Genomic DNA, 21,346 nt, shown 5'->3' with positions numbered 1-21,346 from the left:
CGGTGAGGGCTGCGGTACAACTGGGGGGAGAGGGAGGGGAGTTCATGAACGTATCTGCCAGTCGCGCGCTGCCCGCCGCCGGGGCCGTGCTCACCGGGACCGTCGCGTTGTACATGGCGCTCGTCGTGTTCGGGAACATCACGGACTTCGGCACCAACCAGCAGTTCGTACGGCATGTCCTCGCGATGGACACCACCTTCAAGGACGACGACCTGATGTGGCGCGCGGTGGAGTCCACCGCGCTCCAGGACGCCGCGTACGTCGCGATCATCATCTGGGAGGCCGCCGCCGCGCTCGCCCTCGTCGCGGCGACCGTGCTGTGGGCCAAGGCCCTGCGGCGCCACGCCGGTCACCGGAGCGCGCGGCGCCTCGGTACCGCCGGCCTGCTGATGGTCCTGCTGCTCTTCGGCGCCGGATTCATCGGCGTCGGCGGCGAGTGGTTCGCCATGTGGCAGTCCGAGGACTGGAACGGCCTGGACGCCGCCACCCGCGTCGTCACCCTGGCGGGCCTCGCGCTCATCGTCACCCACCTGCCCGGCGCCCAGGCCGAAGAGAACTCCCGCTAGGCCAGTTGACCCGGCAGCGGTGCCGCGTGCACCACGATCAGGCCGGACACCGCACGGGTCAGCGCCACGTACAGGCGGCGCAGGCCCGTCCGCTCGTCGGGCTCGCCGTCGACCACGGCGGCGGGCTCGTCCAGTACCACATAGTCGTACTCAAGACCCTTCGCCAGGGACGCGGGCACGAGCGTGAGCCGGGTGTCGGGCGTGGTCTCCTCGCCGGGGGAGAGATACGTGACCCCGGCCGCCGTCAGCGCCTGAGCCAGCGCCGGTACGCGCGCGTCCGCCGCGATGAGCCCGATGGACCCCTCCCGCCGCAGCGACTCGGCGCAGGCCTCCAGGCAGGCCGCGTCCAGGTCCGCCACCTCCCGCACCGCGAGCGAACCGGGCGACTCACGCACCGAGGCGACCTCCGCGAGCCCCGGCGCGATGGCGGGCAGCAGCCGTGACGCGTACGCGATGACCTCGCGCGGCACGCGGAAACCGGCCGTCAGCTCCTCCACGACCGCGTCCCCCTTGCCGAGATGAGCCAGCGCCTCGGCCCAACTCCGGGTCGCCCACGGTGTGGTGCCCTGCGCGAGGTCGCCGAGGACGGTCGCCGAACCGGTCGTGCAGCGCCGCCCCACCGCGCGGTACTGCATGGGGGACAGGTCCTGCGCCTCGTCGAGCACGACATGCCCGAGGGAAGGCGTACGCGAGACGAGATCCTGGGCCTCGTCGATCAACACCGCGTCGGCGGCCGACCACTTGGCGGACTTCACGCTCCTCGGCGGCTTCGTCCACAGCAGCGCCTTCTGCTCGTCGGCGTCCAGAATCCCCTCGGCGTGCTCCGCGAGGAACTCCGCGTCGGACAGCAGCCGCAGCACCAGCTTCGCCGGGTCGACCGGCGGCCACGTGGCCTTCACGGCCGCCTTCACCGCCGGGTCGCGGGCCACGGCGTCCTGCACGCGGTCGTCCGGGGCCTCGCCCGACTGCTCCATGCGGACGAGCACCGCGTGGGCGATGCGCTGCGGCAGGGCGTCACGGGCGGCCCCGTAACGGATGTCCCGCGCGAGCAACTCCAGCACCGTCTCCTCAAGTTCGTACGCGGGTACGCGCCACCGGCGGGAGCCGCGCACGACCACCACGGACTCCGTCGGCAGCGTGACGTGGGAGCGCACGGCCCTGCGCAGCACCTCGGCCATGCGGGCGTCGCCCTTGACGAGGGCGGCGGCGGTGTCGTCCGTGCCGCGCACCTCCACGTGGGCGACGAGGTCGTCGACCGTGGCCTGCTTCACCTCCAACTCGCCGAGGGCGGGCAGCACTTGCTCGATGTAGTGCAGGAAGGAGGCGTTCGGCCCGATGACGAGGGTGCCGGTGCGGGCAAGGCGTTCCCGGTGGGCGTAGAGCAGGTAGGCGACGCGGTGCAGGCCGACGGCGGTCTTTCCGGTGCCGGGGCCGCCCTGCACGCACACGCTGCCGCCGAGCCCGCTGCGGACGATCTCGTCCTGCTCGGGCTGGATCGTCGCGACGATGTCCCGCATGGGGCCGACGCGGGGCCGCTCGATCTCCCGCTGGAGCAGCTTGCTGGCCCGCTCGGCCTCGGTCGCGTCGCTGAGGTGCTCGTCCTCGTACGCGGTGAGGTCGCCGCCGGTGTACCCGAAGCGGCGGCGCAGCGCGACGTCCATGGGCTTCTTCTTGGAGGCGCGGTAGAACGGCTGGGAGACGGGCGCGCGCCAGTCGATGACCATCGGGTCACCGTCGGCGTCGTGCACGTGCCGCCGCCCGATGTAGAACTGCTCGCCCTCGGCGCCCTCGGCCCGGTCGGCGCCGGGGGCGTGGAGGTAGTCGAGCCGTCCGAAGAAGAGGGGTGTGTGGGCGAGGTCGGCGAGGGACTTGATGCGGTCGTCGATCTGCCGTTCGAGGACGGCGGCGTTCACCCAGTTCGCGGTGACGTCGCGGATGTCGAGGGCCTCGGCGTCGGCACGCATGGCGCGCAGGGCCGCGCGGGACGCGGTGAGGTGCGCGCGCTCGTGGGCGAGGGGGTCGGTGTGGTCGTGCGCCTGCACGGGTGCCTCCGGCGGTTCAGCGGGGTGGGTCTGGTGCTGCTGCTGCCGGCCGGTTTCCGTCCGGACGGCGGCGCTCCGCGGGGGAGGCCGGGGAAGGGGGCATCTTAGGCGGGGGGTGGAGGGCGGTGCACGTGGTTTTTGGGGTGCGTGTGTGGGGGCCGCTCGCGCAGTTCCCCGCGCCCCTAGGGGGTCGCGCCCGCGCCCCTTTCAGGGGTGTGGGTGGGCGCCCCTTCAGGGGCGCGGGGAACTGCGCGCTCAGCCCCCGGCCAGCCGCACCTGAATGGCCCCGCCGGTCACTCGTCGTCGGCCAGTTCCGCCACGCCCGTGATCCGGTGGAGGGCGAACGTGCGGACCTCGTCCGCCGTGTGGTCGTACGCCGTGACGAAGCCGCCCTCCACCCGGACCGGAGCGATCACCCGCTGGCTCGCGGCGCCCTCGGCGTTGACGTAGCCGATCCACACCGCCTCGCCCGTCATCACAGCGGCCTGCATCGTGGCGAGGGTCTCCGCGGGCGTCGTCCGGGGCAGCGAACCGCTCGGCGTCTCGTGGACCTCCTTGCGGGGCGCGGTCGACGCCAGGTCGCCCGCGCGGATCGCCCGCACCGCCGCCGCGACCAGGGTGTCGTCGGGCAGCGGCGGCCCGTCCGGCACCGGCTCGGGCGCCGAGCGGGGCGGCGTCCGGTGGGCGTGGGCCCGGGTGATCAGGACGTCGCCCTCCGGGGACTCCGCGGCGGGCGCGAACCCCATCGACCGCAGGCCCTCGAGGAGCGTGCCGGGGTCCGCCTGGGCGGCCAGCACGGTCGGCGCGAGGCGGCGCAACCGCAGGCCCTGGGACCGCTTGTCGGCCAGGATCTCGTTGAGCAGCGCCTCGTCGTCGCAGCGTACGTAGGCGGACGCGGCGCCGATGCGCAGGTGGCCGTGGCGGCGCGCCACGTCGTCGATCAGGTACGCGAGGGGCTGCGGGACCGGCGTACGGGAGTGGGCCGCGAGGAACGCGTGCAGGTCCGAGGCGGACTGCCCCGCGTCCAGCGCACGCCGCACCGAGCCCGGCGTGAAGCGGTAGACGGTGGCGCCGCCCTTCGACTCGACGTCGGCGAGCACGGAGAGGGCCTCGGCGAGCGGCCGCTCCAGCGGGCCCGGCGCCACGGCGGTCAGGTCGGCCTGGAGGAGGACGTGGTCCAGCGGCTGGGGCAGGAGCGGGGCGAGGAGGCGGGCGGCGGCGGCACCGCGGGCCTGCGCCGTCGTGGGCGCGGCGTCGTCGTCCAGCAGCACCCTGCCGTGCTGCGACAGCGCCCCGCGTCCCGTCACGCCCAACAGCTCCGCCTCGTTCAACGTCCACCGCGCGATACGCGACCGCAGGTCCTGCGCCGCCGGGGACGGCCGTTCCCAGCGCAGCCGGGCCAGCAGCGAGTCCGCGTCGGGCTCCGCGCCCTCGGGGAGCCCGGCGAGCAGCGCGAGGACCCGGCGGCGTACCTCCGGGGCCGCCGAGCGGTCCAGATGCGGGCCGAGCGCCGACAGCGTGCGGTCCTTGCCGTCACGGCCGCCGATCAGACCCGCCGTGCGGGTCGCCGACAGCCAGGCCGTGGCGAGGACCGCCCAGCGCTCGGGGGCGGGCAGCTCCTGCCACTCGTCGTAGGCGGGCGTCGCCGCGTACCGCTCGTCGGCCTCGCCGTCGGAGGCCACCAGGCCCGCCGCGTAGGCCAGTTCGACCCAGAACGCGGCCAGCGGCTCCGGCAGGTCGAGCGCCACCGCCGTCCGCTTCAGATCGCGCACGCTCAGGCCGCCCGCCCGCAGCACGGCGGGGCCGCCCTCGTCCCACTCCTTCAGCAGCTCCTCGACGGTGGCGAGCGCCGTGTACGCCTGGCCGGCCGCCGTCGCGTCCACAACCTGTGGACGGTGCTCGCGCGCCGCCACGACCGGCGGCGGCGTCGGCTCGGGCGCGCGGTGCGCGCGGCCCGCGCGCAGGTGCAGGGCGGCCTCGCGGGGCAGCACGACCGTGCCCGGCGCCGTCGGCAGCAGCAGCCCCCGGTCCAGGAGCCAGCGCAGGTGACGGGCCGGGTCCGCGGTGACCTGGCCGTAGGGCGGGCCCCAGACCAGGCGGGACAGCACCTCCACCGACTCGGCCGGGGCCTCGTCGAGCAGCGCCGACATGCGGGCGCGGTCCGTGAACAGGGCGGTAAGGGACTCCACCGCCGAGACCGGGTCGTGGGTGGTGGGCAGGCCCGCCGCCGCCACGATGCCCTGGACGCGGGTGGGCGACATGCCGGCCGTGGCCTCCGCCACGGTCGGGCCGAGACCCGTGGGGGAGGGGTGCTGCGGGCCCGGGGCGAGCAGCTCCCGGGCTGTGCGGACCAGGCGCAGACGGTCGTCGGGGCCCCAGACCAGGGCCTGCTCGTGGAGGGCGCCGAGGGCGCCGGGCAGGGCCTTCGCCACGGCCGGGTCCCCGTCGTCACCGGCGAGCAGCCCGAGCACCTCGTCGTACGTCGTGGGCTCCGGGGCCACGGCCAGGGTCTGCGCCACCTGCTGAGCGAACCGGTCGAGGCGCTCCAGGGCGCGCACCACGGAGGCCCGTGTGCCGGCCCGCGTCGCGAGCTGCGTCAGGTCGGTGGGGACGGGGTTGAGCAGGTCGGGGCGGGCGTGCAGCAGCACCGCGAGGGCGTTGTCCTCGCGGGTGCGGAGCGCTTCGGCGAGGGAGCGGGGGGTGTCCGCGGGGCGCGAGGGCGAGGGCGCGGGGGCGCTGGCGCTGGCGCCGGCGCGGTCCGGGGGCTGCGGCGGCTCGTCGGTGCTCATCCGACTCACGTTAGCGGGCCGGGGGCCTCGGCGGGGCCCTGCGGGGCCCTGCGCGGCTTGGGTGGGGCTTGGGTGGGGCTTCGGGTGCGGGTTGTCTGTGGCCGGTCGCGCAGTTCCCCGCGCCCCTTGGGGGGCTTGCGGTGGTGTTTGCGGGTGCGGGGCGGTGGGGGCTGGTCGCGCAGTTCCCCGCGGCCCTTGAGGGGGTGGTGCGTGTCGGTTCTTGTGCGTGCGGGGCGGTGGGGGCTGGTTGCGCAGTTCCCCGCGGCCCTTGAGGGGGTGGTGCGTGTCGGTTCTTGTGCGTGCGGGGCGGTGGGGGCTGGTCGCGCAGTTCCCCGCGGCCCTTGAGGGGGGCCGGGCGTGGCGGGGCCCGTGTCCCTTTCGGGGGGCGGGTGTCGTCGACGTCACCATCCGGGGTCCGCTCGATGCGGCACACTGGACGTTTGGCCTAAGGAAAGGGCACGCGCGTGAACGGTCCCCTCATCGTCCAGTCGGACAAGACTCTCCTGCTGGAGGTCGACCACGAGCAGGCCGACGCCTGCCGCCGTGCCATCGCTCCCTTCGCGGAGCTGGAGCGGGCGCCCGAGCACATCCACACCTACCGCGTCACCCCGCTCGGACTGTGGAACGCCCGTGCCGCCGGGCACGACGCCGAGCAGGTCGTGGACGCGCTCGTGGAGTTCTCCCGGTACCCCGTGCCGCACGCGCTGCTCGTCGACGTCGCCGAGACGATGGCGCGGTACGGGCGTCTCACACTCTCCAAGCACCCCACCCACGGGCTCGTCCTGACGACCACCGACCGGCCCGTCCTCGAAGAGATCCTGCGTTCGAGGAAGGTCCAGCCGCTGGTGGGCGAGCGGATCGACCCCGACACCGTCGTCGTGCACCCCTCCGAGCGCGGGCAGATCAAGCAGACGCTGCTGAAGCTGGGCTGGCCCGCCGAGGACCTCGCCGGGTACGTCGACGGCGAGGCCCACAAGATCGACCTCGCCGAGAACGGCTGGTCGCTGCGGCCCTACCAGCAGCAGGCCGTCGAAGGCTTCTGGCACGGCGGCAGCGGTGTGGTCGTCCTGCCCTGTGGCGCGGGCAAGACCCTCGTCGGCGCCGGGGCCATGGCGCAGGCCAAGGCCACCACGCTGATCCTGGTGACGAACACGGTCTCCGCCCGGCAGTGGAAGCACGAACTGGTCAAGCGGACCTCCCTGACGGAGGACGAGATCGGTGAGTACAGCGGGACGCGGAAAGAGATCCGGCCCGTCACCATCGCCACCTACCAGGTCCTGACGACGAAGCGGAAGGGCATCTATCCGCACCTGGAGCTCTTCGACTCCCGTGACTGGGGCTTGATCGTGTACGACGAGGTGCATCTACTGCCCGCGCCCGTCTTCAAGTTCACCGCCGACCTCCAGGCGCGGCGCCGCCTCGGCCTGACCGCGACGCTGGTGCGCGAGGACGGGCGGGAGTCCGACGTGTTCTCCCTCATCGGGCCCAAGCGGTTCGACGCCCCGTGGAAGGAGATCGAGGCGCAGGGCTACATCGCGCCCGCCGACTGCGTGGAGGTGCGGGTCAATCTGACGGACGGCGAGCGGCTCGCGTACGCCACCGCCGAGGCCGAGGAGAAGTACCGCTTCTGCGCGACGACCGCGACCAAGCGGAAGGTGACCGAGGCGCTGGTGCGGAAGTTCGCCGGGCAGCAGATCCTCGTCATCGGGCAGTACATCGACCAACTCGACGAGCTGGGTGAGCACCTGGACGCGCCCGTCATCAAGGGCGAGACGTCGAACAAGGAACGGGAGCGGCTCTTCGACGCGTTCCGGAACGGCGAGATCAACGTCCTCGTCGTGTCCAAGGTCGCGAACTTCTCGATCGACCTGCCGGAGGCCACCGTCGCCATCCAGGTCTCGGGCACCTTCGGGTCACGCCAGGAGGAGGCCCAGCGGCTCGGCCGGGTGCTGCGGCCGAAGGCGGACGGGCACCAGGCGCACTTCTACTCGGTGGTCGCCCGCGACACCATCGACCAGGACTTCGCCGCGCACCGGCAGCGGTTCCTGGCGGAGCAGGGATACGCCTATCGCATCGTCGACGCGGACGAGTTGCTGGCCGGGAGCTGAGGTACGGGGGCCGGACGGGGCACGCGCGTACGCGTTCGCGCGTACGCGCCGCCCAGCAAGGGCAGCAGCGCCAGGGCCAGCAGGGCGTACGGTGACGCCGGCGGGTGCTGCCACCAGGGCAGGTGCAGGTCCAGGTCGCCCTGGTGCGGGAGCAGCCAGAAGGTGCGGGCCGTGAAGAGTACGGCCACGGCGGCGGCCAGACGTCGCCTGCCCTCGGCGACGAGGAGGGCCAGGAGCGGTACGCACCACACCCAGTGGTGGGACCAGCTGATCGGGGCGATGAGCAGGGTCGTCAGTGCGGCCAGGAGCACGCCGCGGGGGCTGTCGGCGGGGGCGCGGCGGGCGAGGAGCAGGCCCGCGGCCGCCGTCGCCACGGCGGGGAGTGCCCAGGCCAGGCCCGGGTCCGCCGCGTGCGTGACGCGGGCGATCAGGCCCTGAAGTGACTGGTTGTCCACGATCCACGCCTTGCCGACGCGGCCCGTCTCGAAGACGCGCCGCGTCCAGAACTCGGCGGTGGCGGCGGGCAGGACGAGCCCGCCCAGCAGCACGGTCGAGGCGAAGCCCGCCAGTGCCGTCGTCGCCTCGCGTACCCGGCCGGTGAGGAAGAGGTACGCGATGAAGACCGCCGGCGTCAGCTTGATCCCGGCGGCCACGCCCAGCGCGAAGCCCTTGCCGGGCGCGTTCTTCGGCCTGGTCAGGTCCCAGAGGATCAGGCATGCCAGGGCGAGGTTGATCTGCCCGAAGACGATGGTCTGGAAGACGGGCTCCAGCCAGAGGGCGAGGGCGGTGGCGGCGCAGAGGTGGTGGGGGCGGGGGCGGAGGGCGGTGAGGCGGCAGGAGAGGTGGACCAGTACGGCCAGGAGCGCGGTGTTGCCGAGGAGGAAGGTGAGCTTGAGGGCGGAGACGGGTAGCCACGTCGTCGGCACGAAGAGGATCGCGGCGAACGGGGGGTAAGTGGCGGGGAGTTCCCACTCCGTGACGGTGAACCCGTAGAGGTCACCGCCGCCGGCCACGGCTTCGCCTTCGGCGCGGTAGACGAGGGCGTCGGCCATGGGGATGTGCTGGGTGGCGCAGAGGGCGGCGAGGGCGGTGAGGGAGAGGGCGAGGAGGGAGAGGGAGAGGGGGAGCCGGAGGGGGAGGGGGAGGGGGAGGGGGAGCGCGGCGGTGCGGTGTTTCACGGGTGGGGACCCTAGTGGGTGACGTGCGCGCGATGTCCGTTTTTGGTGCGGGTTGGCGCCTTGAGTTCGTCTGTGGGGCGGGCCCGCGGGGGTATGTCCGTGCTCGCCATCTTGGCGCCGGCCTGCGGTTGCTCATCGGCTGGGCATGACCACCACTGTGCTCCGCGCGCACATACCCCCACGTCCCCTCGGGCCGCCTGGCGCCCGCGGCCCGGTTCCACTCCCTGTCCGTTCCCCCACTTCACCTCGGGTGTCTCACCACCGGGTCACGCCTCCCGAGCAACGGGCACCCCGCTCGCCCCTACTCCAACCTCTCGACGCCGGTGGCTGGGTGGGGGACATCCGCCGCGGAGCGGCGGGCCGGGGGATACCGCCGGGTAGGGCCGGCCGCTGTTGCGGGCACACCCCGCGGAACCGGTACCGTCAAGGCCTGGCAGAACGTCAACGCCACCACCCCGGAGGGGACTTCGTGGGGATCGAGAGCGATCAGCTCGTCTACGACTATCTGAGCCGGGTCGGAGACCTGGCCCAGCAGCGGCAGCTGCCCTCGGGCGCCCGTATGCGCCTGGTCGCCGACCTGCGCGACCGGATCGACCGCAGCCGCGCCAACGCCACCGACAGCCCCGCCGCCGTCCGCCGCATCCTCGCCGGCCTCGGCACCCCGGAGGAGATCGTCGACGGGGCGGACGGCGCCCCCGGCGACGTACCGAAGGCGCCGCCGGGCAAGAGCGGGCCCCGCCCGGCCGTACCCACCCAGCGTGCCCCCCGGGAGCCCCGGGGCAAGGAGGGGCGGCGGCTCGTGCCCCGGCCCCGGCGCGGCGCCAAGGAGCTGCCGCAGGACCTCGTGGAAGGGCCCCGGCCCTCGCCCCCGCACCTCGCCGGCTCCGACGAACTGGGCCCCAGCGGCTCCGAGCCCGACTGGTGGCGCCTGGACAGCGGTCCGTTCGGCGGCGCCGACACCGTCCCCGGCTTCGTCGGCGGCGTGGAGATCCCCGAGATACTGAAGCCTCCGCCCTCCCCCGACGACGACACCCCCGGCGACGAAGCCGCGGAGGTGGTGGAGGGGGAGTTCATCGAGGAGTCCGTCCCGGGCGCGAACCGGCGGCGTTGGCTGCCCAGGCTGCCCGCCCGCGGCGCCGGCGCCGGGTTCAGCAACCCCCTGCTCCTGCTCGCCGCGGCCCTGCTCCTCGCGGGCGCCGTCCTCGGCAGCCTGCCCGCCCTCGGCGGCGGCTGGCTCATCGCCTACCTGTCCCGCCGGCTCACCCCCGCCGAGGCCAAGTGGACCGTGTTCGGGATGCCGGGGCTCGCGGTGGCCGCCGGGTTCACCTGGCTGTGGGGGCGTTCGGACGGGCGGTGGGGGGAGCCGATCCGCGACGGGCACATGAGCGATGCCATCGGCGAGGCCTGGCCCTGGGTGCTGCGCGGCGCGGCCGTCGCCTCCGCGCTCTTCCTGGTGTGGAGGTCGCAGCGGCGACGGCTGTGAAATGAGGAGACGGGTCTACTTGGTCTTCGTCAAGTCCGTCCGCAGCTCGTCGAGGATCTTGTCCGCCGCCGTGTAGCCGATGCCCTGGAGCCACAGCTCGTCCGCGACGGTGTGGACGTTGCCCGACTTCACCGCCTTCATGTTCTTCCACAGGCCGCTGCCCGTGGTCTGCGTCTGCTTGGCCTTCTTCGGGTCGCCGTACGTGGACCGGAAGATGACGTCCGTGTCCGCGAGGTCGATCTTCTCGGGCGACAGGTCGTAGGAGAAGCCGTCCTTCGCCTTCGCGGAGATCGGCGCGCGGCCGAGGCCGACGTCCTTGAGGATCGTGGCGATGTAGCTCTGCTCGCCGTAGAGGCGGATGTCGGCGCCCTCAATGAAGCGGATGACGTTGACCTTCGTCGCCTTGGCCTTCGCGGGGCCGCCGATGGCCTCGGTGACCTGCTTGGCGTGCGCCTGGTACGCGGCGACGACCTTCTTCGCCTCGGGCTTCTTGCCCAGCGCGTCGGCGTGCACCTGGAAGTTCTCCTTCCAGGGGTAGCCGGTCGTCTCCGTCATGACGGTCGGCGCGATCTCCTTGAGCTGGTCGTACTTGGCGGCGTGCCGGACCTTCGAGGTGAGGATCAGGTCCGGCTTGAGCGCGGCGATGGCCTCCATGTTGGGGTTCAGCATCTCGCCGACGTCCTTGATGCCGCTGACCTTGTCCTTGGGCAGGTAGCCCGGGAAGCCCGACTCCGCCTCGACGTGCGTGGAGCCGACCGGCTTGACGCCGAGCGAGATCGCGGAGTCCAGCTCGGCGGTGTCGAGGACGACGACCCGCTTCGGGCTGGCGGGGACCGACACGTCGCCCATGGCCGTCTTGACGGTGTGCGTCCTGCCCGAGCCGGACCCCTCGGCGGAGCCGGAGTCCGAGGAGCCGCAGGCGGTCAGCGCGAGCGCGCCGGTCAGGGCCAGGGAGCCGGTGAGGAGCGCGCGGCGGCGCAGCGGGGAGCGGGAATGAGAGGAAAAACGCTTCATGGGGATGCCTTTCGTGCGGCTATTCGGTTATGCGGAGGTGCTGGTGTGGGCGGGCGTGGTCACGGTCGCGGACCACGGCGCCCCGGGGACGACCAGGGGGAGCCGGTCACGGGGTCCGGCACGACCACGCACCGCAGGCCGAAGACCTCGCGCACGAGGTCCTCGGTGACGATTTCCGAAGGGGGCCCCTCGGCGACGACCTCGCCGCTCTTCATGGCGACGAGGTGGTCGGCGTACCGCGCGGCCTGGTTGAGGTCGTGCAGGACGACGACGACCGTGCGGCCCCTGTCGTGGTTCAGCTGGCGTACGAGGTCGAGGACCTCCACCTGGTGGGAGATGTCCAGGTACGTCGTCGGCTCGTCGAGGAGGAGCAGCCCGGTGTCCTGGGCCAGGGCCATCGCGATCCATACGCGCTGGCGCTGGCCGCCGGAGAGTTCGTCGACGGAGCGTTCGGCGAGCGTGGACACGTCGGTGCGCTCCATCGCCTCCGTCACCGCCTTCTCGTCCTCGTCGGACCACTGCTGCCACCAGTGCTGGTGCGGCTGACGGCCGCGCGCGACGAGGTCGGCGACAGTGATCGCCTCGGGTGCGACGGGCGTCTGCGGGAGCAGGCCGATCTGCTGGGCGATCTTCTTGGTGGGCAGCTTGGCGAGCGCCTCGCCGTCGAGCAGGACCGCGCCGCTCTTCGGCTTGAGCAGCCGACCGAGCGCCCGCAGCGTCGTGGACTTGCCACAGGCGTTGGGGCCGACGATCACCGTGACCTTGCCGTCGGGGATCGCCAGGTCGAGGCGGTCGACGACCGTGCGGTCCTCGTAGGCGAGGGTCAGCTCGCGGGCCGTGAGACGGGCGGCGGCTGTCACGACGTGCCTCCATTGCGGACGGAGCGGCTGCGGATGATGAGCCAGATCAGGTACGGGGCGCCGACCGCCGCCGTCAGGACGCCCACCGGCAGCTCCGTGGGCGAGAAGGCGCGGCGGGCGAGGAGGTCGGCGAGGACCACGATCAGCGCGCCCGTCAGCGCCGAGCACAGCAGCGGGATCTGCGCGGTGCGGGTGAGGCGGCGGGCGATCTGCGGGGCCAGCAGCGCCACGAACTCGACGGGGCCCGCGGCGCTGGTCGCCACCGAGGCGAGGACGACGCCGAGCAGGACGAGACCGAGGCGTACGTGCCCCAGGCGCACCCCGAGGGCCGTCGCCGTGTCGTCGTCCATGGTGACCGAGCGCTGGGCGCGGGCCGCCCAACAGAGGAAGGGCAGGAGCGCGAGCAGCGTCCAGGTGAGCGGGTTCGCCTCCGCCCAGCCGCGGCCGTTGAGGGAGCCCGTCATCCAGATCTGCGCCTGCTGGGCGACGAGGTAGTCGCCCTTGGTCATGAAGAGCGTCGTCACCGAGCGCAGGGCGATCGCGAAGCCGATGCCGATGAGCACGAAGCGGGTGGCGTGCAGGCCGCCGCGCCACGCGAAGACGTACACGAGGGCGGCCGCCGTGACGCCACCGAGCACGGAGAGGTAGGGCAGGACCGTGTAGGAGGTGACCCCGAAGGTCATCGCGCCGACGGTCAGCGCGCTCGCGCCCTGGCTGATGCCGATGATGTCGGGGCTGGCGAGGGGGTTGCGGGCGACGGTCTGGATGAGCCCGCCCGCCACGCCGAACGCGGCACCCACGAGCAGCCCGACGACCATGCGGGGTTCGCGCAGCGTGCCCACCACCAGCTCGTCGGCGGACGGCTGCCCGAAGACGACCTTCAGGGCCTCGACGGGGTGGACGTACGACTCACCGATACAGAGGTACGCCAGACAGCTCGCGGCGAGCAGGACGCCGAGGCCGAGCGCGACGACGGCGGCCCGCCGGTGCACGAGGAAGGCCGCCTTGCCCAGCCGTGCGACGCCGTATCCGGCGGGCCTGATCCGCGGGGACGCGATGCTCATGCCGCCACCGCCTTCCTGCGCACCAACGTCACAAGGAACGGCACCCCGATGAGCGCGGTCATCACCCCGGCGGGCACCTCACTCGGCGGGAACACGATCCGCCCCGCCGTGTCGGAGACGAGCAGCATCACGGGGCCGAGGACCGCCGCCGTCGGCAGCAGCCAGCGGTGATCGCTGCCCACGAGCGCGCGGGCGATGTGCGGGACGGCCAGGCCGATGAAGGCGATGGGACCGGCGGCGGCGACTCCCGCGCCGGTGAGGACCGTCGCGCCGAGCCCGCCGACGATCCGTACGGTCGCCACGTTCTGGCCGAGGCCCTTCGCCACGTCCTCGCCGAGCGCGAGCGCGTCGAGGCCCCGCGCGACCGCGAGGACGAGCACCACACCGACGAGGAGGAACGGCCAGATCTGGCCGACGATCTCGGCGTCGCGCCCGGAGAGCGACCCCACCTGCCAGAACCGGAACTCGTCGAGCGCCGAGGCCCTGGTGGTGAGGACCGCCGTGGTCAGCGAGACCAGCAGGGCGTTGATGGCGGCGCCGCCGAGCGCCAGCTTCACGGGCGTCGCCCCGCCCCGCCCGCCGGCCGCGATCGCGTAGACGGCGACCGACGCGAGGCCGGCGCCGCGAACGCGTACCAGACGTAGCCGGTCAGCGTGTGGACGCCGGCGAAGGCGATGGCGAGGACCACGCCCACCGAGGCGCCCTGGCTGATGCCGAGGATGCCGGGGTCGGCGATGGGGTTGCGGGTGATGCCCTGGAGCACCGTCCCGGCCAGCGCGAGCGCCGCCCCGACCAGCAGGCCGATGACGGTGCGCGGCACCCGCATCTCGCGGACCACTTCGGCGGAGTCGCTGTGTCCGCCGTGCAGCAGCGCGTCGAACACCGCGGTGGGTGCGATGGCGCGGGCGCCGACGGCGAGGCTGAGCAGGACGGCGAGCAGCAGGGCCACGACCGCCGCCGTCAGGACGGCGGCACGTCGGACGGGCACACGCATCGGCTGGGCTCGTTTCGGAGTGCGGAAACGGGATGTCGATCAGGCTGGGTAAGCCTTGGTAAGGCTTGGCTGAGTCTAAGGGTGGGGTGAGGGCCGCCCGGCAGAATGGGCCCATGACCTCACATGCGCCGACCGTCGGCTTCGACCTCGACATGACCCTGATCGACTCCCGGCCCGGCATCAAGGCCGCGTTCCAGGCGCTCTCCGCGGAGACGGGGACGTACATCGACGCGGACCTGGCCATCACGCGGCTCGGGCCGCCGCTGGAGCAGGAGCTGCGGCACTGGTTCCCCGAGGAAGGGATCCGGGAAGTGGCCGACCGCTACCGTGAGATCTATCCCACATACGCCATAGCGCCGACCCTCGCGATGCCCGGCGCCCGCGAGGCGGTGGCCGCGGTCCGCGCGCACGGCGGCCGGGCGATCGTGGTGACGGCCAAGTACGAGCCCAACGCGAAGCTGCACCTGGCGCACCTCGGCATCGAGGCCGACGCCGTCATCGGCTCGCTCTGGGCGGAGGCGAAGGCCGTGGCGCTGCGCGAGCACGAGGCGTCCGTGTACGTCGGCGACCACACCGGCGATGTACGCGGCGCGCGTACGGCGGGCGCGCTGTCCGTCGCGGTGGCGACCGGGCCGTGTGACGCAGCGGAACTGCGCGCGGCGGGCGCGGACGTGGTCCTCGGCGAGCTGACGGAGTTCGGGGCCTGGCTCGACGCGTACACCGCGCGGGAGCGCGGTTAGCCGGCCGCCGACCTGGCCTGGCGCCGCTGCACGGCGATGCCGCGCAGCACGCCCGCGGCCGCGATGAGGAAGCCGACGCCCATCAGCATGCACACCGCGTAGGCGAGGGGCGGGAAGGGGTCGGTGCCGAGGAACAGCGGGGCCACCGTGACCAGTGTGGCCACGGCGCCGACGAAGAAGACGATCGCTCCGATCCGGACCATCCCGTCGCCGGGCCCGGACGAATTCGCTTGGGTTTTGTCACGCACCCCACCAGGGTAGTTCCCAGCGCGAAGGAGGAACCCGAAGGAAGAGATCGGGGACGTCTTGTCACCGGCTCCCGGACCAATAGTCTTGGTCCCGGCGGGTCGGGCGACCCGCTGTAGTGCTATCCAGAGCCGTTTTCGCCCTGTCATCTCCGGTGGGGCGGACCGGCATAGACGAGTACGACGAGTACGAGGACGAGGACTTCACGTGCCTACCGGCAAGGTCAAGTGGTTCAACAGTGAGAAGGGCTTCGGCTTTCTCTCCCGCGACGACGGCGGCGACGTCTTCGTGCACTCCTCCGTACTGCCCGCCGGCGTCGACACACTCAAGCCCGGCCAGCGCGTGGAATTCGGTGTGGTCGCGGGGCAGCGAGGCGACCAGGCACTCTCCGTCACGATTCTCGACCCGACCCCGTCGGTCGCGGCCGCGCAGCGCCGCAAGCCGGACGAACTGGCGTCGATCGTCCAGGACTTGACGACGCTCCTGGAGAACATCACCCCGATGCTGGAGAAGGGCCGCTACCCCGACAAGGCCTCGGGCGCGAAGATCGCGGGTCTGCTGCGGGCGGTCGCCGACCAGTTGGACGTATAGCCGCACACCTGTGTGCCGGGTAGCCGCACCACTCCGCGCCGGGCGGGCTCTCGGCCCGCCCGGCGTTCGGCGTTCAGGGAAACGCCAGTGCGTCCCCGTTCAGGGAAACGCCAGCGCGTCCGGCCGCAGGGGCGGTACGAGTCCCTCGGCCGCCGCCCGCGTGAGCAGACCGCGCACGGCCGCGTAGCCGTCCTCGCCCAGGTCCGCGGTGAACTCGTTGACGTACAGCCCGATGTGCTGGTCCGCGACCGTCGGGTCCATCTCCTGGGCGTGCTCCAGGACGTAGGGGCGGGACGCCTCCGGGTCGTCCCACGCCATGCGGACCGACGCGCGAGCCGCCTCGGCGAGCCGCTCCAGCGTCGCCGCGCCGAGGCTCCGCCTGGCGATGATCGCGCCCAGCGGGATCGGCAGACCCGTCGTCGCCTCCCAGTGCTCACCCATGTCGGCGAGGCGGTGCAGGCCGTAGTTCCGGTAGGTGAAGCGGGCCTCGTGGATGACCAGGCCCGCGTCGACCTTGCCGTCCCGCACCGCGGGCATGATCTGGTCGAACGGCAGGACGACGATCTCGCCGACCCCGGCGCCGTCGAGGGTGTCCGCCGCCCACAGCCGGAAGAGCAGATACGCCGTCGACTTCTCGCTCGGCACGGCGACCGTCTTGCCCGTCAGGTCCACCCCGGGCTCACGGGTCAGGACGAGAGGCCCGCAGCCCCGGCCGAGCGCGCCGCCGCAGGGCAGCAGCGCGTACGTGTCGAGAACGTAGGGCAGGACGGCGTACGAGACCTTCAGGACGTCCAGGTCCGCGTCGGAGGCGGCCGGCGCCGAGGTCGCGGCGCGCTCGGCGATGCCGTTCGTGATGTCGATGTCCGCGAACGTCACGTCCAGCGCGGGGGCGCCCGGCACCCGGCCGTGCGCCCACGCGTCGAAGACGAACGTGTCGTTGGGGCAGGGCGAGTACGCGATGCGCAGCGGCGACTCAGTCGTGGGTGTCATGCCTGTCGTCATGCGTGTGGTCATGCGTGTTCCACCTCTCCAGTACCGGCGCGATCTTCCCGAACGCGTCGCTCAGCGCGGCCAGCGCGTCGCCGATCCGCCAGGCCGCGCGGTCCCGCGGGCCCACGGAGTTGGAGACCGCGCGGACCTCCAGGACGGGCAGGCCGTGCAGGACGGCCGCCTCGGCGACACCGAAACCCTCCATCGCCTCGGCGAGGGCACGCGGGTGGCGCAGCCGCAGCTCGGCGGCGCGCTCGGCGTTGCCGGTGACGGTGGAGACGGTCAGGACGGTGCCGGTCGCGGCACCGCAGGCGTCGGCGGTCTCTCGTACGAGGGAACGCGGCGGGAGATGGGTGACGGTGCCGAAGCCGAGTTCGGTGACGGGCGCGAAGCCGTCCGGGGTGTGCGCGCCCAGGTCGGCGACGGTGATCGCGTCGGCGACCACGAGGGAGCCCACGGGGGCCTCGGGCGGGAAGCCGCCACCGATGCCCGCCGAGACGACCAGGCGGTAGGGCCGCCCCTCGGCGGCGGCACGGGCGAGCGCGGTCGCCGTGCCCGCCGCGGCGGCCGCGGGGCCCACGCCCACGGCCAGCGTGTCGACGCCCGCGGGGGCGGACAGCGCGCGGGCCACCGCGTCCCGTTCGGCGGGGACGGCGGTGGCCACGAGGACGCGCGGGTGAGGCACCGGACCGGGGGTCAGGAGTCCTTCTCGAACTTGAACGTCCACAGGCCCGTGGCCTTCTGCGTGCCGCCGTTGCCGCCTTCGAGGATGCTGATGGTCGCCTTGTCGCCGCCGCCCAGCTGCTGGCTGAAGAAGATGTTGCCGGGGACGACCAGGTACGTCTTCTTGCTGGGCTCGCCCAGCGGCCGGCCGTTCGCCAGCAGCGTCCAGCCCTTGTCGGCGACCTCCGGGTCGACGCCGAAGCGGACCCTCTCGTCGGGGTCGACCTTGACGGTCTTCACGTCCTTGTCCTGGGCGCAGGACTTCAGCTGGGACTTCTTCAGCTCCTTGCCGTCGTTGTAGCAGGAGGCTTCCGTGTTCACCGAGTCGCTGCCGACCGTCACGGTGGCCAGCGGCGTCGGCTTGTCACAGGCCGAGAGGACGAGGAGTCCGGCGGAGACGGCGCCAAGGGCGGCGACGGAGCGGCGCCGACGCGCCGAGGAACGCTGGGAGGTCATGGCTGAAGGCTATCGGGCGCGTCGGGGGGTGCTGTTACGCGGGGGTCGTGGGCGCGGCGCACCCGTCCCCGCCCCGCCCGCCGGCTGCCGCGCTCACACCACCCGGGCGGCACGGGGAGCGCCGCGCCGGGCCGTCGCGAGCAGCCCCCGTACGGTCGAGAGCCAGCCGAGCGCGACGATCCCCGCGGCCACCGACAGGCCCAGCGTGCCGTTCAGCGGCAGGGCGATGCCGACGCCGCCGCCGATCACCCAGGCGACCTGGAGCAGCGTCTCGGAGCGGGCGAAGGCGGAGGTACGGACCTGCTCCGGGACGTCCCGCTGGATCAGCGCGTCCAGCGACAGTTTGGAGAGGGCCTGCGCGAAGCCCGCGCACGCGCCGAGGCAGGCGACCGCCACCGGGCTGAAGAACACCGCGGAGGTGATCGCCACGCCCAGCACCACCGCCACGACGGTGACGATGATCAGTTCCGGGGCCCGGGACTTCAGCCAGGCGCCGACGGCCGTGCCGAGCGCGTTGCCCGCGCCCGCCGCCACGCCCACTATCCCCAGCGAGACGGCGGCGCTCTGCCCGCCGAGCGGATGCTCGCGCAGCAGGAACGCCAGGAAGAAGATGAGGAAGCCCGACAGGCAGCGCAGCGCGGCGTTCACGGCCAGGGCGTGGGTGACGGCCGGGCCGACCGTACGCAGCCCGAGGAGCCCCTTGCGGGCGGTGTCGGCGGCGGCCTCGGCGCGGGCGTGCAGATGCAGGTGCTCCTCGTCGGCGGCCAGCAGCGCCTTGCTCTCGCCCTTCGCCGAGTCGACCTTGCGGGGCAGCGAGAACGACAGGAACATCCCCGATACGAAGATCACGAACGCGCCGAACAGCGGCCAGCGCGGGCCGACCGTCTGGAGCCCGGCCCCGATCGGCGCCGCCACGGCCGTGGCGAGGAGGCCGCCGAGCGTCACCCTCGAATTCGCCTTCACCAGCGAGAACCGGGGTGGCAGCAGGCGTGGCACGACCGCGCTTCTCACCACGCCGTACGCCTTGGAGGCCACCAGGACGCCGAGCGCCGCCGGATACAGCTCCACGCTGCCGGTGGCGACGGCGCCCGAGAGCACCAGCGCGAGCAGGGCGCGGGCCAGCATCGCGCCCGCCATCGCGGCGCGCCGGCCGTGCGGGAGGCGGTCCAGGAGCGGGCCGATGACGGGGGCGAGGAGCGTGAACGGCGCCATGGTGATGGCGAGGTAGAGCGCCACGCGGCCGCGCGCCTCGTCCGTCGGCACGGAGAAGAAGACGGTGGAGGCGAGCGCGACGGTGATCATGACGTCGCCCGCGCCGTTCACCGCGTGCAGCTCGATCAGCTTGCCGAGGCCCGACTCGCCCGCGCCGTCGGCATGGGTCGCTTTTCGGATACCGCGGGCCGTGCCGGTGAACGGGAGGTGAAGGGCGCGGCCCAGCGCACGCGCGGCCCGTCTCGCCGGTCCCGGCGAGACGGTTCCTACGGACGTCGACCTGGTGGGGGCCACCCCGTCATAGTGCCCCCTCAAGGGCCCCACTAGTACGGATGGCGGCTGTGAGCCGTGCCGCCGTGTCCGCGCGGGCGGTCTCGCCGGGGAGTGCCCGGCAGGGCGGCGCGTACGTCGGTGTAGGCCCAGGGGCCGGGAGAAGGTAGCGTGCGTAGCGCGCCTGCGGCGGTTGTTCTTGGCCGCGCGCCTCTCGGTCATCCCGCAGAATGGGTGACGTAGGTGCGCCCGAGGACGTCGGGCGCGGACGTTGACGCGGCCCCCAGGTCCGCTCCGTCCGCCCCCCGCGTAAAGGTGGCGCACTCGTGAGACGGCGTAGGAGAGAAGCGATACCTGTGAGCGCAGCGACAACGCGAAGCCGTACCCCGCGCACCCCCCGTACCCCGGACCGCCTGTGCGCCGAGGCGGTCGGCCTCGCGCGCGCCGCGGCCGAGGAGGCCGCCGCGCCCGGTGTGGTCGGTGAGCATGTCGAGGTCGTCGTCGAGGGCGACCGCGTCGTCACGCACCTCTTCGAGTGCAAGGAGTTCGGCTACCGCGGCTGGCGCTGGGCGGTGACGGTGGCCCGTGCCTCGCGGGCGAAGGTCGTCACGCTCGACGAGACGGTCCTGCTGCCGGGCCCCGACGCCCTGCTCGCCCCCGAGTGGGTGCCGTGGAGCGAGCGGCTGCGCCCCGGTGACATGGGTCCGGGCGACCTGCTGCCGACCGACGCCGAGGATCTCCGTCTGGAGCCCGGGTTCACGGGCGAGGAGGAGCCGCCGCCGAACTCGATCATCTCGCAGGAGATGGCGGCGCTCGCCGAGGCCGAGGACGCCGAGGTCACGGCCGGTTCGCCCGCCGAGCTGCCGGTGGCGCCCGCGCGGGGCTCCATCGCGGCGATCGCCGACGAGCTGGGCATGCGCCGCGCGCGGGTCCTCTCGCGGTACGGGCTGCATGTCGCCGCCGACCGCTGGGAGGAGACGCACGGCGCGAAGACCCCGATGGCCCAAGCGGCACCCGCGGCCTGCGTCAGCTGCGGGTTCCTGGTGGCCATCGGCGGCTCGCTGGGTCAGGCCTTCGGCATCTGCGCCAATGAGTTCGGCCCCGCGGACGGCCACGTCGTCTCCCTCTCGTACGGCTGCGGCGGCCACTCCGAGGCCGCCGTCATGCCGAAGCCACCGCGGCCGGCGCCGCCGGTCCTGGACGAGACGCGGGTGGACGTCCTGCCACTGCGGCCCTCGGCGGACTCCGGCTCGGTGTCCATGGAGGGCCCGAGCGAGGACCTGGGCCACAGCTAGCCCCGGCAGACCGGCGCGGGCAGCCATCCCTTGCGGGCACGGTAGACCGGCGCGGGCAGCCATCCTTTGCGGGCACGGTAGACCGGCGCGGGCAGCCATCCTTTGCGGCGGGGCAGGCTGGTGCGGGCGGCCGGTCTTGGCGGGCGCACAGCTTCCCTCCGCGGGCCGGCTTGTTCCTGCGGGCGCGCTGCTGGTCTCTGCGGGCGCGGCCAGTCCTGTGGGCGCTCCTGGTCCCCACGGGCGTCGCCAGTCCCTGCGGGCGTCGCATGGTCTCTGCGGGTGCAGCTGACCCCTGCGGGCACAGCTAGCCTCTGTGGGCGCTGCTAGTCCCCGTGGGAGTCGCTGGTCTCTGCGGGTGCAGCTGACCCCTGCGGGCACAGCTAGCCTCTGTGGGCGCTGCTAGTCCCCGTGGGAGTCGCTGGTCTCTGCGGGTGCAGCTCACCGCTGCGGGCACAGCTAGCCCCTGTGGGCGCTGTCGGTCTCTGCGGGCCGGTCAGTTTCTGCGGGCGCCGCTAGCCCTTGCGGGCGCCGCTAGCCCTTGCGGGCGCCGCTAGCCCCTGCGGGCCAGCTGGTCTCTGTGGGCGCCGCCATGCCCTGCCGGGCACAGTCTCGCCCCTGCGGGCCGGCTGGTCTCTGTGGGCGCCGCCATGCCCTGCCGGGCACAGTCTCGCCCCTGCGGGCCAGTCGGTCTCTGCGGGCGCCGCTGGGCCCTGCCGGGCACAGCT

General features: G+C 73.3%; 16 protein-coding genes and 2 pseudogenes. 6 read left to right on the top strand and 12 right to left on the bottom strand.

All coding sequences use genetic code 11. From position 1 onward, the window contains the following. Positions 1-44: 44 nt before the first annotated feature. Positions 45-566, top strand: a complete 522-nt coding sequence (locus tag ACOBQB_RS26545) for a DUF2165 domain-containing protein (protein WP_423594946.1) — start codon at positions 45-47, stop codon at positions 564-566. Here ACOBQB_RS26545 and ACOBQB_RS26540 read toward each other — a convergent pair. Together ACOBQB_RS26540 and ACOBQB_RS26535 are read right to left on the bottom strand one after the other, a co-directional pair. Beyond that, the gene (locus ACOBQB_RS26540; protein WP_423594944.1) at positions 563-2,608 is read right to left on the bottom strand and encodes a HelD family protein; all 2,046 of its coding nucleotides are present in this window, start codon (positions 2,606-2,608) and stop codon (positions 563-565) included. The genes ACOBQB_RS26545 and ACOBQB_RS26540 overlap by 4 nt on opposite strands. A 293-nt stretch (positions 2,609-2,901) precedes the next feature. Further along, on the bottom strand, positions 2,902-5,397 hold the full coding sequence (locus ACOBQB_RS26535; protein WP_423594943.1) for a helicase-associated domain-containing protein: 2,496 nt from the start codon (positions 5,395-5,397) through the stop codon (positions 2,902-2,904). 464 nt (positions 5,398-5,861) lie between these two features. On the opposite strand from ACOBQB_RS26535, the gene ACOBQB_RS26530 reads away from it, so the two are divergent. Continuing rightward, positions 5,862-7,505 (top strand): DNA repair helicase XPB, encoded by a 1,644-nt coding sequence (locus tag ACOBQB_RS26530; RefSeq protein ID WP_423594941.1) that lies wholly within the window; start codon positions 5,862-5,864, stop codon positions 7,503-7,505. Here the strand turns inward: ACOBQB_RS26530 and ACOBQB_RS26525 are convergent. Further along, the gene (locus ACOBQB_RS26525) at positions 7,463-8,557 is read right to left on the bottom strand and encodes a glycosyltransferase 87 family protein (RefSeq protein WP_423598776.1); all 1,095 of its coding nucleotides are present in this window, start codon (positions 8,555-8,557) and stop codon (positions 7,463-7,465) included. The two genes, ACOBQB_RS26530 and ACOBQB_RS26525, sit on opposite strands and share 43 nt — an antisense overlap. 595 nt (positions 8,558-9,152) lie before the next feature. Between ACOBQB_RS26525 and ACOBQB_RS26520 the strand changes: the two genes are divergently transcribed. Next, entirely contained in the window at positions 9,153-10,166 is a 1,014-nt protein-coding gene (locus ACOBQB_RS26520; RefSeq protein ID WP_423594939.1) for a hypothetical protein, read from the top strand. A 15-nt stretch (positions 10,167-10,181) separates the two neighbouring features. On the opposite strand, the gene ACOBQB_RS26515 is transcribed toward ACOBQB_RS26520, so the two are convergent. The 4 genes and pseudogenes from ACOBQB_RS26515 to ACOBQB_RS26500 form a co-directional block, all read right to left on the bottom strand. Beyond that, positions 10,182-11,180, bottom strand: coding sequence for an ABC transporter substrate-binding protein (locus ACOBQB_RS26515; RefSeq protein ID WP_423594937.1), 999 nt, complete (start codon positions 11,178-11,180; stop codon positions 10,182-10,184). 27 nt (positions 11,181-11,207) lie between these two features. Beyond that, positions 11,208-12,040: pseudogene (locus ACOBQB_RS26510) on the bottom strand (ABC transporter ATP-binding protein). After that, positions 12,037-13,104, bottom strand: coding sequence for a FecCD family ABC transporter permease (locus ACOBQB_RS26505; protein WP_423594935.1), 1,068 nt, complete (start codon positions 13,102-13,104; stop codon positions 12,037-12,039). Before ACOBQB_RS26505 ends, ACOBQB_RS26510 begins: the two are co-directional and overlap by 4 nt. Then, a pseudogene (locus tag ACOBQB_RS26500) lies at positions 13,101-14,098 on the bottom strand (FecCD family ABC transporter permease). The gene ACOBQB_RS26505 and the pseudogene ACOBQB_RS26500 overlap by 4 nt, the downstream one beginning before the upstream one ends. Before the next feature lie 113 nt (positions 14,099-14,211). On the opposite strand from ACOBQB_RS26500, the gene ACOBQB_RS26495 reads away from it, so the two are divergent. Next, positions 14,212-14,838, top strand: a complete 627-nt coding sequence (locus ACOBQB_RS26495; RefSeq protein WP_423594933.1) for an HAD family hydrolase — start codon at positions 14,212-14,214, stop codon at positions 14,836-14,838. On the opposite strand, the gene ACOBQB_RS26490 is transcribed toward ACOBQB_RS26495, so the two are convergent. Then, the gene (locus ACOBQB_RS26490; protein ID WP_423594931.1) at positions 14,835-15,086 is read right to left on the bottom strand and encodes a hypothetical protein; all 252 of its coding nucleotides are present in this window, start codon (positions 15,084-15,086) and stop codon (positions 14,835-14,837) included. The two genes, ACOBQB_RS26495 and ACOBQB_RS26490, sit on opposite strands and share 4 nt — an antisense overlap. A gap of 205 nt (positions 15,087-15,291) precedes the next feature. On the opposite strand from ACOBQB_RS26490, the gene ACOBQB_RS26485 reads away from it, so the two are divergent. Then, positions 15,292-15,675 carry a cold-shock protein gene (locus tag ACOBQB_RS26485; RefSeq protein ID WP_055701393.1) on the top strand — a complete coding sequence of 128 codons (384 nt, stop codon included), beginning with the start codon at positions 15,292-15,294 and terminating at the stop codon, positions 15,673-15,675. Between the two features lie 99 nt (positions 15,676-15,774). Here ACOBQB_RS26485 and ACOBQB_RS26480 read toward each other — a convergent pair whose 3' ends face one another. From ACOBQB_RS26480 to ACOBQB_RS26465, 4 genes are all read right to left on the bottom strand, one after another. Beyond that, on the bottom strand, positions 15,775-16,665 hold the full coding sequence (locus ACOBQB_RS26480; RefSeq protein WP_423594929.1) for a 1,4-dihydroxy-6-naphthoate synthase: 891 nt from the start codon (positions 16,663-16,665) through the stop codon (positions 15,775-15,777). Continuing rightward, positions 16,649-17,350, bottom strand: a complete 702-nt coding sequence (locus tag ACOBQB_RS26475) for a futalosine hydrolase (protein WP_423594927.1) — start codon at positions 17,348-17,350, stop codon at positions 16,649-16,651. Before ACOBQB_RS26475 ends, ACOBQB_RS26480 begins: the two co-directional genes overlap by 17 nt. A gap of 11 nt (positions 17,351-17,361) precedes the next feature. Beyond that, the gene (locus tag ACOBQB_RS26470) at positions 17,362-17,844 is read right to left on the bottom strand and encodes a DUF2771 domain-containing protein (RefSeq protein WP_423594925.1); all 483 of its coding nucleotides are present in this window, start codon (positions 17,842-17,844) and stop codon (positions 17,362-17,364) included. Between the two features lie 93 nt (positions 17,845-17,937). Then, positions 17,938-19,350: an MFS transporter gene (locus ACOBQB_RS26465; RefSeq protein WP_423594923.1), complete on the bottom strand. Its 1,413-nt coding sequence runs from the start codon at positions 19,348-19,350 to the stop codon at positions 17,938-17,940. 332 nt (positions 19,351-19,682) lie between these two features. Here ACOBQB_RS26465 and ACOBQB_RS26460 point away from each other — a divergent pair, with 332 nt between their 5' ends. Next, a complete protein-coding gene (locus ACOBQB_RS26460) occupies positions 19,683-20,621 on the top strand; it encodes a DUF3027 domain-containing protein (protein WP_423594921.1) in 939 nt (312 codons plus the stop codon). Positions 20,622-21,346: the final 725 nt, after the last annotated feature.

This window comes from Streptomyces sp. G5(2025) (assembly GCF_049542075.1).
Classification (GTDB): Bacteria; Actinomycetota; Actinomycetes; order Streptomycetales; family Streptomycetaceae; genus Streptomyces.
Note: the sequence above shows the minus strand (reverse complement) of the source record. Positions and strands in the feature narration are given on the sequence as shown.

Bases quoted from the DNA above. Each gene is read 5' to 3' on its own strand.
- ACOBQB_RS26545 (WP_423594946.1), top strand. From the start codon at position 45: ATGAACGTATCTGCCAGTCGCGCGCTGCCCGCCGCCGGGGCCGTGCTC.
- ACOBQB_RS26535 (WP_423594943.1), bottom strand. From the start codon at position 5,397: ATGAGCACCGACGAGCCGCCGCAGCCCCCGGACCGCGCCGGCGCCAGC.
- ACOBQB_RS26525 (WP_423598776.1), bottom strand. From the start codon at position 8,557: ATGGCCGACGCCCTCGTCTACCGCGCCGAAGGCGAAGCCGTGGCCGGC.
- ACOBQB_RS26515 (WP_423594937.1), bottom strand. From the start codon at position 11,180: ATGAAGCGTTTTTCCTCTCATTCCCGCTCCCCGCTGCGCCGCCGCGCG.
- ACOBQB_RS26505 (WP_423594935.1), bottom strand. From the start codon at position 13,104: ATGAGCATCGCGTCCCCGCGGATCAGGCCCGCCGGATACGGCGTCGCA.
- ACOBQB_RS26495 (WP_423594933.1), top strand. From the start codon at position 14,212: ATGACCTCACATGCGCCGACCGTCGGCTTCGACCTCGACATGACCCTG.
- ACOBQB_RS26480 (WP_423594929.1), bottom strand. From the start codon at position 16,665: ATGACACCCACGACTGAGTCGCCGCTGCGCATCGCGTACTCGCCCTGC.
- ACOBQB_RS26470 (WP_423594925.1), bottom strand. From the start codon at position 17,844: ATGACCTCCCAGCGTTCCTCGGCGCGTCGGCGCCGCTCCGTCGCCGCC.